Genomic DNA, 13,003 nt, shown 5'->3' on the forward strand with positions numbered 1-13,003 from the left:
CCCCCCGAGGTGTTCCCTCGGACCTGACCCGGACGCCCGAGAGCGTCTCCCACCTGCGCAGGTACGTCAGCCTGCGCGGTCCCAACACGCGCATGTGGATGGCCGTGGCCTACTTCTCCGCCGCCCTCACCGCGGGGTTCGTGGTGGTGCTGGGGTCGATGCTCTGGCACGTGCTGCGCGAGGAGACCACGGTCGGCTCGGTGACGCTGTGGGCCTTGGCGGGCCTGACCATGCTCTTCGTGGGTCCGGGGAGCAACGTGTTCGTGATGCGGAGTCTGCCCCAGCGCGTCACCCGGCAGGGCATCAGCGCCGACAGCGACGGCGTCACGGTCCTGCAGGAGCGCAAGTGGTGGTTCCCCGGCGAGGGCACGTTCATCGCCTGGACGGAGATCCGGCGCATCCGCGAGGTGCACACCGGAGGGCGCCGGCTCACCTACTTCATCGAGTTCGTGCTGGACACCCACCGCACCGACGCCGAACTGCCCAGCTGGGCCGAGAGCGCCGAGAGCCTGGACCTGGAGGCGGTGGACGCGCCCACGCAGTTCTACGTGCAGGTGCCCGCCGACCTCAAGGAGAAGATCCTGCGGATGGTGGAGCGCACGGCCCCGCTGCCCTCGGTCGTGGAGCGGACCCCTCCGCTACGGTGAGGCGCGGCCGTCCAGGCGCCGGGTCAGGTCGGCCGCCGCGTCGCGGACCCGCCCGGCCAGCGCCTGCGGGGTGACCGGCCGCGCGCTGGGCACCGTCAGGCTGATCGCCGCGGCGGGGCGGCCGTTGTGGTCGCAGGCGGCCGCGGCCACCGACACGAAGCCCTCGGTGACCTGCCCCTCCTCGATGGACCAGCCCTGGCCCCGTTCCTCGGCCAGGACCCGGCGCAGCTCGCCGGGCGAGGCCGGGCCCCGGCCGGTGCGGGTGGTGAAGGCCGCCGCGTCCGGGTACAGGGCGCGCACCTGGGCGCGCGGCAGCCGGGCCAGCATGGCCCGCCCCGACGCGGTCAGGTGCGCGGGCAGGCGAACCCCCACCCCGGTGATCAGCGACGGGGCGTGCGGCGGCTGCTCCTTGAGCAGGTACAGGGTGTCGGCGCCGTGCAGCACGCCCAGGTGAGCTGTGGCGCCGGTGGCCTCGGTGAGCTGGTGCAGCAGCGGACGGGCCAGGCGTTCGACACCGTCGTGGCGCAGGTAGGCCGACCCGATCTCGAAGGCCGCCACGCCCAGGCCCCAGCGGCGCTCCTCGGGCAGGTGGGTCACGAAGCCCTCCCGCGCCATGGCCTCCAGCAGCTGGTACACGCTGGAGCGGGGCACGCCCAGCTCGGCGGCGATCGCCGAGGCCGACACCGGCCCGGGGCGGGTCGCCAGGAAGCGCAGCAGCCGCAGCGCGCGGGTTGCCGCCGGAACGAGGCTCATGTCCTGATTGTCTCGCATGACGTACTGGCCGGAAAACTCCAATGAGACGCCTTGATGGCGCCAAAGATGCGGTTCTCCTTCGTTCATGGGGTTGATTTCGGCGCTACTATGGCGCCATGGGAGCTATTCAGGTCAAGGACGTTCCGGACGAGGTCAGAGAGATCCTGGCCGTTGAAGCCAAGCGGTCGGGCAAGTCGCTCCAGGCCTATCTGCTGACCCTGCTGGAGCGCGAGGCGCGTTTCGTCCGCAACCGGGAGATCGTCGAGCAGACCCCTTTGCCGGGGGCCAACCTGAGCATGGACGAGATCGTCACGGCGGTACGAGCCGCTCGTGGAGACGAGGCGTTGGACGCTCATGGTGAGAGCGGTGCCGTGTGATCGTTGTCGACACGTCCGTCCTGATCGATCTCTACCTCGGAGCGCCGGGGCGTTCCACGACCATGGCGCGGCGTGTTCTGGGCGCCGACAGCGAGTGGTACGCCCCCGACCACCAACGGGTGGAGTTCCTCAACGCCCTGCGAGGACTCGTGCTCGGGAGGAAGGTGTCGGTCGGTGACGCCGAAGCGGCACGCAAGCTCTACAGCTTGCAGGCCATCGCCCACGTGGAGCCCGTCGCAGGTGTGGCGGACAGGATCTGGGAACTCCGTTCCAACCTCACCGCGTACGACGCGGCTTACGTCGCTGTGGCGGAGGCGTTGGACTGCGCCCTTGTGACAGGGGACGTCCGGCTGGTCTCCGCTCCGGGGCTGCGGTGCGAGGTGCGGGTCATCCGGTAGCCCGTCGGGAGCCGCGGGCAGGTGTCCCCGACGTCTGAGATCCCAGACGAAACCCTCGTGTCAGCCCTTCACCAGGCGGCATGCGGAGGGTCGAATGGGAGGCATGTCCACAGCAGTTCCTTCCGTCGTCGTCGGCGATGCGCCGCTCACCCCGGCCCAGATCCTCGACGTGGCCCGCCACGGCGCCCGTGTCACCCTGTCCGAGCAGGCCCGCAAGGCCCTCCGTCACGGCCGCGAACGGGTCGAGTCGCTCGCCCGAGGCGAGGTGCCCGCCTACGGGGTCAGCACAGGCTTCGGCGCCCTCGCCACCCGCCACATCGCCCCCGACCTGCGGGCCCGCCTCCAGCGCTCCCTCATCCGCTCGCACGCCGCCGGGACCGGGCCCGAGGTGGAGGACGAGGTCGTGCGCGCCCTCATGCTGCTGCGCCTGCGCACCCTGGCCTCGGGCAACACCGGCGTGGAGGTCGCCACCGCCGAGACCCTCGCCGCGCTGCTCAACGCCCGCATCACCCCGGTCGTGCACGAGTACGGCAGCCTGGGCTGCTCGGGGGACCTGGCGCCCCTGTCGCACGTGGCGCTGGCACTGATCGGCGAGGGCCGGGTCCGCGACGCCGCCGGGCGGGACCTGCCCGCCTACACCGCCCTGCACGAGGCCGGGATCCGACCGGTCGAACTGGGCGCCAAGGAGGGCCTGGCGCTGATCAACGGCACCGACGGCATGCTCGGCATGCTCGTGCTGGCCTGCATGGACCTGGGGCGCCTGCTCAAGGTCGCCGACATCACCGCCGCCATGAGCGTCGAGGCGCTGCTGGGCACCGACCGCGTCTTCGCCGAGGAGCTCCAGCGCCTGCGCCCCCACCCCGGCCAGGCCGCCTCCGCGGCCAACCTGCGCGCCCTGCTCGACTCCTCGCCCATCGTCGCCTCCCACCGCGGACCCGACTGCAACCGGGTCCAGGACGCCTACTCGCTGCGCTGCGCGCCGCAGGTGGCCGGCGCCGCCCGCGACACCCTGGCCCACGCGCTGCTGGTGGCCGAGCGCGAACTCGACAGCGTCATCGACAACCCCGTGGTCCTGGACGACGGGCGGGTGGAGTCCAACGGCAACTTCCACGGCGCGCCGGTGGCCTACGTCCTCGACTTCCTGGCCATCGCCGTCGCCGACACCGCCTCCATCGCCGAGCGGCGCACCGACCGCATGCTCGACGTGTCCCGCTCCCACGGCCTGCCCGCCTTCCTGGCCGACGACCCCGGCGTGGACTCCGGGCACATGATCGCCCAGTACACGCAGGCGGCCGTCGTCTCCGAGCTCAAGCGCCTGGCCGTGCCCGCCAGCGTCGACTCCATCCCCAGCTCGGCCATGCAGGAGGACCACGTCTCCATGGGCTGGTCGGCCGCCCGCAAGCTGCGCCGCGCCGTGGACGGGCTGACCAGCGTGCTGGCGGTGGAGCTGCTCACCGCCGCCCGCGCCCTGGACCTGCGCTCGCCGCTGGAGCCCGGCCCCGCCACCGGCGCCGTGCTGCGCACCGTACGGGAGAGGGTCTCCGGCCCCGGTCCCGACCGCCACCTGGCCCCCGAGATCGCCGCCGTCGCCGACCTGATCACCGACGGCTCCGTGCTCCGAGCCGCCGAGTCCGTCGTCCCCCTGGCCTGAACCGACCCGAACACCGCGAGGAGACCGCGTGAGCAGTCCACGTACCGTCCGCGCCGCGCGCGGCACCACCCTGTCCGCGAAGGGGTGGCAGCAGGAGGCCGCCCTGCGCATGTTCCACAACAACCTCGACCCCGAGGTCGCCGAACGCCCCGAGGAGCTGGTGGTCTACGGCGGCACGGGCCGGGCGGCGCGCGACTGGCGCAGCTTCGACCGCATCACCGCCGCCCTGCGCGACCTGGAGGGCGACGAGACCCTGCTCGTGCAGTCCGGCCGCCCGGTCGGGATCATGCGCACCCACGAGTGGGCGCCCCGCGTGCTCATCGCCAACAGCAACCTGGTGGGGGACTGGGCGAACTGGCCCGAGTTCCGCCGCCTGGAGGCCCAGGGCCTGACCATGTACGGGCAGATGACCGCCGGTTCGTGGATCTACATCGGCACCCAGGGCATCCTCCAGGGCACCTACGAGACCTTCGCCGCCGTGGCCGCCAAACGGTTCGGCGGGACCCTGGCCGGAACCATCACCCTCACCGCCGGACTCGGCGGCATGGGCGGCGCCCAGCCGCTGGCCGTGACCATGAACGACGGCGTCGCGATCGTGGTCGAGTGCGACCCCGGACGCATCGAACGCCGCATCGGTCACCGCTACCTGGACGTGCGCGCCGACAGCCTGGACCACGCCCTGGAACTGGCCGTGCGGGCGCGCGACGAGCGGCGCCCGCTGTCGGTCGGGGTACTCGGCAACGCCGCCGAGGTCCTGCCCGAACTGCTCTCGCGCGGCGCCCCGATCGACGTGGTCACCGACCAGACCTCCGCCCACGACCCCCTCGCCTACCTGCCCGCCGGGGTGGCCTTCGAGGACTGGCGGGACCTGGCCGCCGCCGGGCCCGAGGAGTTCACCGACCGGGCCCGCGAGTCCATGGCCGCGCACGTGGAGGCCATGGTGGGCTTCCAGGACGCGGGCGCCGAGGTCTTCGACTACGGCAACTCCATCCGCGACGAGGCCCGCAGCGGCGGCTTCGCCCGCGCCTTCGACTTCCCCGGGTTCGTCCCCGCCTACATCCGGCCCCTGTTCTGCGAGGGGAAGGGGCCGTTCCGGTGGGCGGCGCTGTCGGGCGACCCCGCCGACATCGCCCGCACCGACCGGGCCGTCCTGGACCTGTTCCCCGACAACGAGCACCTGGCCCGGTGGATCCGCATGGCGGGGGAGCGGGTCGCCTTCCAGGGGCTGCCCGCCCGTATCTGCTGGCTCGGCCAGGGCGAGCGGGCCGCCGCCGGGGCGCGGTTCAACGAACTGGTGGCCTCCGGGGAGGTCTCCGCGCCGCTGGCCATCGGCCGCGACCACCTGGACACCGGCTCGGTGGCCTCCCCCTACCGCGAGACCGAGGGGATGCTGGACGGCTCCGACGCCATCGCCGACTGGCCGTTGCTCAACGCCCTGGTCAACACCTCCTCCGGCGCCTCGTGGGTGTCCATCCACCACGGCGGGGGAGTGGGCATGGGCCGCTCGCTGCACGCCGGGCAGGTCAGCGTCGCCGACGGCACCGACCTGGCCGCCGCCAAGCTGGAGCGGGTGCTCACCAACGACCCCGCCATGGGCGTCATCCGCCACGTGGACGCCGGGTACGACGAGGCCGGGCGCGTGGCCCGTGAGCACGGCATCCGCGTCCCGATGCGCGAAGGGGACTGAACCGCGCCGGGCCGCCCGCCGAGGGCGCCCCGGCCGCGCGTACGACCATCCGTTCCGACGTGGGGAAACACCCTGTGAGCGACCATTCCACCGCCCCCGGCCCCGGGGCCTTCGACCGCCTGTGGGCCGACCTGGTGCCCGTGGGCCGAGACCCGGGCAGCGGCGGCTACCGCCGCCACGCCTGGAACGGCGCAGACGCCGACGCCCGCGCCTGGTTCACCGAGGCCGCCGCCGCCCGGAACCTGGACGTGCGCACCGACCGCAACGGCAACCTGTGGGCCTGGTGGGGAGCGCCCGGCCCGGGCGCGGTGGCCACCGGCTCCCACCTGGACTCGGTTCCCGACGGCGGGGCCTTCGACGGACCCCTCGGCGTGGCCAGCGCCCTGGCCGCCGTGGACGAACTGCGGCGGCGCGGACTGACCCCGGCCCGGCCGCTGGTCGTCACGGTGTTCGCCGAGGAGGAGGGCGGCCGGTTCGGCGTCCCCTGCCTGGGCAGCCGCCTGACGGCCGGGGAGATCTCCCCCGAGCGGGCGCGCGGCCTCACCGACGCCTCCGGGACCACCTGGGCCCGGGCCATGGAGGCCGCCGGGCACGACCCCGACGCCATCGGCGCCGACCCCGGGGCCCTGGCGGACCTGGACGTGTTCGTGGAACTGCACGTGGAGCAGGGCCGCGCCCTGGAGGAGACCGCCCACCCGGTGGGCGTGGCCAGCGCGATCTGGCCGCACGGGCGCTGGCGGATGGACTTCACCGGCCGTGCCGACCACGCGGGCACCACCCGCCTGGACGACCGCAGCGACCCCATGCTGCCGTTCGCGCACACGATCCTGGCGGCCCGCGCGCTGGCCGAGGAGCACGGTGCCCGCGCCACCGTGGCCAGGGCCCTGGTCAGCCCCAACGGTACGAACGCGATCCCGTCCCTGGTCAGCGCCTGGCTGGACGCACGCGCCGCCGACGAGGCCGCGCTCGGCGCGGTCGTGGCCGGGGTGCGCGAGGCCGCCGAGCGGGCCTCGCGCGAGCACGGGGTGGACTGCGCGACGGCCGACGAGTCCCTGACCCCGCTGGTGTCGTTCGCGCACGGCCTGCGCGACCGCCTGGCCGCCGTGGTCGCCGACCGCGCCCCCGACCCCCGGGTGCCGGTACTGCCGACCGGGGCCGGACACGACGCCGGGGTGCTCGCCGCGCACGTGCCCACCGCGATGCTGTACGTGCGCAATCCGACCGGGGTGTCGCACTCACCCGAGGAGTGGGCCCGCCCCGAGGACTGCCACGCCGGGGTACTAGCCCTGGCCGACGTACTCCAGGACCTGCTCGCCCGCCCCGTCCGGGAGGGGGGCCGATGAGGCCGCCGCGCGTCCACCGCCTGTGGTGCGAGTGGGCGTGGACCGGTACCGGGGACGGCACCCCCGAGCACGGCGTGCTCGTGGAGGCGGCCGACGGCCGGATCGCCTCGGTGACGGCCGCGACGCCACGCCCCGAGGATGCCGAGACCCTCAGCGGCCTCACCCTGCCCGGGCTCGCCAACGCCCACTCGCACGCCTTCCACCGGGCGCTGCGGGGGCGCACCCATGTCGGCGGCGGATCCTTCTGGACCTGGCGCGAGACGATGTACCGCGTGGCGGAGCGGCTGGACCCCGACACCTACCACCGCCTCGCCCGGGCGGTCTACGCCGAGATGGCCCTGGCCGGGATCACCTGCGTGGGCGAGTTCCACTACCTGCACCACGCACCCGGCGGGGTCCGCTACGCCGACCCCAACGCCATGGGCCACGCCCTGGCGTCAGCCGCGGCCGACGCGGGGATCCGGATCACCCTGTTGGACGTGTGCTACCTGTCCGGCGGGCTGGACGGGAGCGGAGCCCACCGGCCGCTGGCCGGTCCCCAGCTCCGCTTCGGCGACGGGGACGCGGACGGGTGGGCCGAACGCGCCGCCGCGTTCCGCCCCGGAGGCGCGCACGTGCGCACGGGAGCGGCCGCCCACTCGGTGCGCGCGGTCCCCGCCGCGCGGCTGTCCGAGGTCGCCGCGTTCGCCGCCGGGCGCGACGCCGTGCTGCACGTCCACGTCTCCGAGCAGCCCGCCGAGAACGCCGCCTGCCTGGCCGCCTACGGCCGCACCCCCACGGCGGTGCTCGCCGACGCGGGCGCGCTCACCGGACGCACCAGCCTGGTGCACGCCACCCACCTGGACGACGCCGACGTGTCGGCCGTCCGCGCGGCCGGTTCCACGGTGTGCCTGTGCCCCACGACCGAACGCGACCTGGCCGACGGTCTGCCGCGCACCGGAGACCTGCTGCCCGCCCCGCTCAGCCTGGGTACCGACCAGCACGCCCTGACCGACATGTTCGAGGAGGCCAGGGCGGTCGAACTCCACGAGCGCCTGCGCACCCACCGCCGGGGCACCCTGGGCACCGGGGCGCTGCTGCGCGCCGCCACCGCGCACGGACACGCCAGCCTCGGCTGGACCCGCGAACCGGGGGCCGCCGCCCCCGGGGCGTACGGGGGGCCGCCGCCCGCCGGAGCGGGATCACGGGAGCCTTCGAACGAGAGGCCCGACGCCGGTGTCCTGGCCCCGGGGGCGCGGGCCGACCTGGTCAACGTCTCCCTGGACGGAACCCGCCTGGCCGGGGCCGACCCCGCCCGGGCCGCCGACGCCGTCGTCTTCGCCGCCACCGCCGCCGACGTGCGGCACGTGATGGCCGACGGGCGCTGGACCGTCCGCGACGGCGTCCACACCCTGGTCCCCGACACCGCGCGCGAACTCGACGCCGTCATCAAGGAGGTCCTCACGTGAGCGACGTGCCCCGCAGCATCGTCATCGACGACATCGCCGCCCTGGTCACCAACGACCCCTCCCTCGGAAGAGGCGCCGTGGGGGAGGTCCCCGGCGCCGCCCTGGTCGTCGAGGACGGCCGGGTGGCCTGGTCGGGCCCGCGCGCCCAGGCGCCCGCCGCCGACGCGCGGATCGACGCCGCCGGGCGCTGCGTCATCCCCGGGTTCGTCGACAGCCACTCACACATCGTCTTCGCGGGCGACCGCAGCCGCGAGTTCGCCGCCCGGATGAGCGGTCAGCCCTACTCGGCGGGCGGCATCCGCACCACCGTGGCCGCCACCCGCGAGGCCTCCGACGCCGACCTGCTCGCGGGGGCCCGGCGCCTGCTCCGCGAGGCCCGCGCCCAGGGCACCACCACCCTGGAGGTCAAGTCCGGCTACGGGCTCACCGTCGCCGACGAGGAGCGCTGCCTGGCCGCGGCCGCCCGCGTCACCGACGAGGTCACCTTCCTGGGCGCGCACGTGGTCGCGCCCGAGTACGCCGACGACCCCCAGGGCTACGTCGATCTGGTCACGGGGCCCATGCTGGAGGCCTGCGCGCCGCACGCCCGGTGGATCGACGTCTTCTGCGAGCGCGGCGCCTTCGACGAGGACGCCTCCCGCCGGGTCCTGACCGCCGGGACGGGGCGCGGACTGCTGCCCCGCGTGCACGGCAACCAGTTGGGCCCGGGGCCGGGCGTGCGCCTGGCGGTCGAACTGGGCGCCGCCTCGGTCGACCACTGCACCCACCTGGAACCCGCGGACGTGGACGCCCTGGCCCAGGCGGCCGCCCGCCCCGAGCCCACGGTCGCCACCCTGCTGCCCGGGGTGGACTTCTCCACCCGCCAGCCCTACCCGGACGCCCGATCGCTCATCGACGCCGGGGCCCTGGTCGCCCTGGCCAGCGACTGCAACCCGGGTTCGTGCTTCACCTCCAGCCTGGCCTTCTGCGTCGCGGTCGCCGTCCGCGACATGGGCATGACCCCAGACGAGGCGGTGTGGGCGGCCACCGCGGGAGGGGCGCGGGCGCTGCGCCGCACCGACGTCGGCCACCTGGCCCCCGGCGCGCGCGCCGACCTGGTCCTGCTGGACGCGCCCAACCACCTCTACCTCGCCTACCGGCCGGGGGTCCCCCAGGTCGCGGCGGTCTGGAAGGACGGGGAGCTGGTCTCGGGCCGCCCCTGAGCGTGAAGGGCGCGGTGTGACGAGCGGGTCGCCCAACGTCTTCGCGAACTCAACGGACGGCTAACCTCCCCGAAACCCGCGGCACCGAACCTGGATGCGCGTCGGTGCGTGTCCGCCGCCGCGGTACAGCGTCGTTCCGCGGTGGTGGGGCACCGGCCCACGCTCCCTTCGAGGAAGTCCGGGGTGAACCCGGGTCGGCCAACGAACCGGGACCGGGCACGCGGCTCCCGCCCGGGGCCGCACACAGAACGCGGGGGCCGACGATCACTGGGGGGTGTCGTCGGCCCCCGCTCGCGGTTGACGCGATGAGGCCGTTCCCGAGGGCGCGGACCCGCGCCCGGGGACGCTGGCTAGTTCGACTCGTCGTCCGCGGAGCCGTCGGAGCCCTCGGCGGGCGCGGAGGAGGACGCGGCCTTCTTGGTGACGCGGCGCTTCTTCACCGGACGCGAGTAGTCGACGAGGGGCTCCAGACGGGCCTCGTGCTCCTTGAAGCAGTCGGCGCACGCGTCGACCTCGCGGACGACACCCTCCCAGGCGAACTGGATGACCTCAGTCGCCTCGACCTTCTCCTCGCTGACGGCGTGGGGATCGCAGTACTTGAGCGTGAAGACCTCGGTGACCACGGCGGGGATTTCCCTTCGGTATCGCGTGAACAGAGCGGACCCATTAATCATACACCTGTACGAAAGCGCAAGCCGGCTGCACGCCGGATGTGCCGTCACGGGTTCGGGGTCGCCCCGAAGCCTAGCGAAGATTCGGGGGCGCGTGCGCCCGCGTCCGACGGGCGTGCCCGGGGTGACCAGGGGGTCCGCGCGGGTGCGGCGCGCGCGGGCGCGGCGTCCGCGGGCGTGTCCCCCGCTGCGCGCGCGGCGGGGCGGGGGGCACTGCGGGCGGCCGTTATGGCACCGCGTGTTTGTCTTCCAGCTTCTTGTCCGTTTCTCGAAACGCTTTCTCGCCATTTCCGGAAACCGATTTGTGCGTTTGGCGAACGCGGCGCGGGGCGCATCGCTAGGGTATTGCCCGATCCGGGGGAAAGCGCCGTGTTCGGCCGTTCCCTCCGGATGGGCCCGTGGCGGCACCCGCGCCGCGCACAAGGGGAACGGCGGACGCCGTGGGGGAGCGGCGTCCGGAGACAGGGAGCAGGGGGAGGACCGTGGTCGAGTACATGGAGGGTGTCCACAGAGGGCGTGTCGGCGTCCGGGGGCAGGCACCGCGACCGGGGGGAACCGCGTCCGCGGCGGAGCGGCGGCGCGCGAGGGCCGAACGCACGCGTGCCTGCGAGCGCGTGTCGGTCGATCCGCGTTTCGTGAAACTCCGAAGGCGGTTCGCGCTCCAGTCGGGCCTGCTGGTATCGGCATTCCTGCTCGGTTACCCGTCCTATCTTCTGCTCTCCGCCTACGCGCGTGATTTCATGGGCAGACCGCTCACGGATTCGGTGAACGTGGCACTGGCCGCGGGAATCGGACAGTTCCTGTGGGTGTTCGCCCTCGCCTGGGCGTTCGGCCGTTTCTCAGAGCGCTTCCTGGACCCCCTCACGCGGGAGATCCGCGAGGAGGCCCGGGGCCGGGAGGCCGCCGACGGGACGGCGGCGGGCCGATGAGCGCCGCCGCGGCGGCCGCGGGCGGTGCCGTCACGGGGGACGGCGCCGCAGCGGTGGCCGCCGGAGTGGCAGCGGTCACCGAAACGCCCGCCGCCGGGCCGTCCGCGGCTGCCGACCTCCTGGCCGCCCCGGGCGGCGCGCTGGGGGGCGAGTTCGGCGTCGCGCACGCCTGGACGGCGGGGCTGTGCGCCCTGTTCGTCCTGGTCACCATCGCCGTCACCGTCCGCGCGGGGCGCACCACCCGGGGCGCGGTCGACTTCTACGCGGGCGGGCGCGGCTTCTCCAGCACCCAGAACGGACTCGCCCTGACCGGCGACTACCTGTCCGCGGCCTCCTTCCTGGGCATCGCCGGGATGATCTCCCTCCACGGCTACGACGGCTTCCTTTACTCGATCGGCTTCCTGGCGGCCTGGCTGCTGGTGCTGCCGATGGCCCAACTGGTGCGCAACACCGGCCGCTTCACCATGGCCGACCTGCCGGCCTTCCGCATGCGCCGGACGCGGGTGCGCCTGGCCTGCACCGTCTCCACGATCACCGTGTGCGTGTTCTACCTGGTCGCGCAGATGGTCGGCGCCGGAGCCCTGGTCGCGGTCCTGCTGGGCCTGCACGACGGCGGGACCTTCCTGGGGATGGGCGCGGAGCAGGCCCGCACGGGCGTGATCGTGCTCGTGGGGGTGCTCATGATCGTCTACGTCGTGTACGGAGGCATGAAGGCGGCCACCTGGATCCAGATCATCAAGGCGGTCGCGCTGCTGGCCGCCACCGGACTGCTCACCGCCCTGGTGCTGGCCCTGTTCGCCTTCGACCCGCGCGCCCTCCTCGACGGGGCCGCCGAGGCCAGCGGGCACGGGCAGCCCTTCCTGGAACCGGGGCTGCGCTTCGGGGCGGAGGTCTCCGGTGACCCCGCCCGGACCCTGTTCAACAAGCTCGACCTCGTCAGCCTCGGGCTGGCCCTGGTACTGGGCACGGTAGCGCTGCCGCACGTCCTCATCCGCTTCTACACCGTGCCCGACGGCCGGGCGGCGCGCTCGTCGGTCAACCGCACGATCGCCGTGGTCGGGGCCTTCTACCTCATGACGCTGGCCCTGGGCTTCGGCGCCGCGGCGCTGGTCGGCTCCGAGCGCATCGCGGCCGTGGACCCCTCGGGCAACACCGCGGTGCCGATGCTCGCCGAGGAGGTGGGTCGGCTGACCGCCGGTCCGGTGGGCGCGGCCGTGCTGCTCGCGCTGGTCTCGGCGGTCGCGCTGGCCACCGTCCTCGCCGTCATCGCCGGTCTCACCCTGGCCTCGTCGTCCTCGATCGCGCACGACCTGTTCGGTCACGTCCTCATGCGGGGCAGGCCCCGGGAGTCGCAGGAGGTGGGTGTGGCGCGTCTCTCCGCCTGCCTGGTCGGCGCCGTGGCCGTCGTGCTGGCCGTGCGGGCCCAGGACATGAACGCGGCCTTCCTGGTGGGGCTGGCCTTCGCCGTCGCGGCCGCGGCCAACCTGCCGGTCATCGTGCTCACAATGTTCTGGCGCCGCTTCAACACCAGGGGCGTGGAGTGGGGCGTCTACGGCGGGTTGTCCGCCACCCTGCTGCTCATGCTGCTGTCGCCTGTGATGTCGGGCAGGACCGACTCCGTCACGGGGGAGAGCCTGTCGGTGCTGCCCGCCTGGATCGACATCCAGCTCTTCCCGATGGAGAACCCGGCACTGCTGGCGGTGCCGTTCGGCTTCGCGTGCGCGGTCGCGGGCAGTCTCCTCTCGCCGGAGCGCGACACCGCGCGCTTCACAGAGCTGCGGGTGCGCTCCCTGACCGGCTGGGGCGCCGAGCGGGACTGACCAGCGGTTCCGGGGCGGGGCCGCCGGGGGACGGACCGGGCGAGGCCGGGAGAGCACGGGCCGGAGCGGGAGCGCGG

The 13,003-nt window shown here is 74.1% G+C and carries 12 protein-coding genes; 10 read left to right on the plus strand and 2 right to left on the minus strand.

Going from position 1 to position 13,003, the window contains the following annotated elements:
• Nucleotides 1-647: hypothetical protein (locus ABD54_RS21935; RefSeq protein WP_047871417.1), on the plus strand; the 647-nt coding region annotated here is incomplete at its 5' end.
• Here the strand turns inward: ABD54_RS21935 and ABD54_RS21940 are convergent.
• On the minus strand, nt 639-1,400 hold the full coding sequence (locus ABD54_RS21940; protein ID WP_047871418.1) for an IclR family transcriptional regulator: 762 nt from the start codon (nt 1,398-1,400) through the stop codon (nt 639-641). The genes ABD54_RS21935 and ABD54_RS21940 overlap by 9 nt on opposite strands.
• 116 nt (nt 1,401-1,516) lie before the next feature.
• Here ABD54_RS21940 and ABD54_RS21945 point away from each other — a divergent pair, with 116 nt between their 5' ends.
• The 7 genes from ABD54_RS21945 (at nt 1,517) to hutI (ending at nt 9,506) form a co-directional block, all read left to right on the plus strand.
• Nucleotides 1,517-1,777, plus strand: a complete 261-nt coding sequence (locus tag ABD54_RS21945) for a hypothetical protein (RefSeq protein ID WP_047871419.1) — start codon at nt 1,517-1,519, stop codon at nt 1,775-1,777.
• Nucleotides 1,774-2,175 carry a type II toxin-antitoxin system VapC family toxin gene (locus ABD54_RS21950; protein WP_047871420.1) on the plus strand — a complete coding sequence of 134 codons (402 nt, stop codon included), beginning with the start codon at nt 1,774-1,776 and terminating at the stop codon, nt 2,173-2,175. Before ABD54_RS21945 ends, ABD54_RS21950 begins: the two co-directional genes overlap by 4 nt.
• Nucleotides 2,176-2,278: 103 nt before the next feature.
• Nucleotides 2,279-3,826 carry a histidine ammonia-lyase gene (gene hutH / locus ABD54_RS21955; RefSeq protein WP_047871427.1) on the plus strand — a complete coding sequence of 516 codons (1,548 nt, stop codon included), beginning with the start codon at nt 2,279-2,281 and terminating at the stop codon, nt 3,824-3,826.
• 28 nt (nt 3,827-3,854) lie between these two features.
• Nucleotides 3,855-5,513, plus strand: coding sequence for a urocanate hydratase (hutU, locus tag ABD54_RS21960; RefSeq protein ID WP_047871421.1), 1,659 nt, complete (start codon nt 3,855-3,857; stop codon nt 5,511-5,513).
• 74 nt (nt 5,514-5,587) lie between these two features.
• Nucleotides 5,588-6,856 (plus strand): allantoate amidohydrolase, encoded by a 1,269-nt coding sequence (locus tag ABD54_RS21965; protein ID WP_047871422.1) that lies wholly within the window; start codon nt 5,588-5,590, stop codon nt 6,854-6,856.
• Nucleotides 6,853-8,304, plus strand: a complete 1,452-nt coding sequence (locus tag ABD54_RS21970) for a formimidoylglutamate deiminase (protein WP_047871423.1) — start codon at nt 6,853-6,855, stop codon at nt 8,302-8,304. Before ABD54_RS21965 ends, ABD54_RS21970 begins: the two co-directional genes overlap by 4 nt.
• The gene (gene hutI, locus ABD54_RS21975) at nt 8,301-9,506 is read left to right on the plus strand and encodes an imidazolonepropionase (protein ID WP_047871424.1); all 1,206 of its coding nucleotides are present in this window, start codon (nt 8,301-8,303) and stop codon (nt 9,504-9,506) included. Before ABD54_RS21970 ends, hutI begins: the two co-directional genes overlap by 4 nt.
• A gap of 350 nt (nt 9,507-9,856) precedes the next feature.
• On the opposite strand, the gene ABD54_RS21980 is transcribed toward hutI, so the two are convergent.
• Nucleotides 9,857-10,129 (minus strand): Lsr2 family protein, encoded by a 273-nt coding sequence (locus ABD54_RS21980; RefSeq protein ID WP_047871425.1) that lies wholly within the window; start codon nt 10,127-10,129, stop codon nt 9,857-9,859.
• 530 nt (nt 10,130-10,659) lie between these two features.
• Between ABD54_RS21980 and ABD54_RS21985 the strand changes: the two genes are divergently transcribed.
• A complete protein-coding gene (locus ABD54_RS21985) occupies nt 10,660-11,106 on the plus strand; it encodes a DUF485 domain-containing protein (RefSeq protein WP_047871426.1) in 447 nt (148 codons plus the stop codon).
• Nucleotides 11,103-12,926: a cation acetate symporter gene (locus ABD54_RS21990; protein WP_235432148.1), complete on the plus strand. Its 1,824-nt coding sequence runs from the start codon at nt 11,103-11,105 to the stop codon at nt 12,924-12,926. The genes ABD54_RS21985 and ABD54_RS21990 overlap by 4 nt, the downstream gene beginning before the upstream one ends.
• Nucleotides 12,927-13,003 lie beyond the last annotated feature (77 nt).

Origin of the sequence: Nocardiopsis sp. RV163 (assembly GCF_001029525.1) — a bacterium.
Taxonomy (GTDB): domain Bacteria; phylum Actinomycetota; class Actinomycetes; order Streptosporangiales; family Streptosporangiaceae; genus Nocardiopsis; species Nocardiopsis dassonvillei.

Coding starts and splice junctions, on each gene's coding strand:
- ABD54_RS21940 (WP_047871418.1), bottom strand. CDS start 1,400: ATGAGCCTCGTTCCGGCGGCAACCCGCGCGCTGCGGCTGCTGCGCTTC.
- ABD54_RS21945 (WP_047871419.1), top strand. CDS start 1,517: ATGGGAGCTATTCAGGTCAAGGACGTTCCGGACGAGGTCAGAGAGATC.
- ABD54_RS21990 (WP_235432148.1), top strand. CDS start 11,103: ATGAGCGCCGCCGCGGCGGCCGCGGGCGGTGCCGTCACGGGGGACGGC.
- ABD54_RS21970 (WP_047871423.1), top strand. CDS start 6,853: ATGAGGCCGCCGCGCGTCCACCGCCTGTGGTGCGAGTGGGCGTGGACC.
- hutH (WP_047871427.1), top strand. CDS start 2,279: ATGTCCACAGCAGTTCCTTCCGTCGTCGTCGGCGATGCGCCGCTCACC.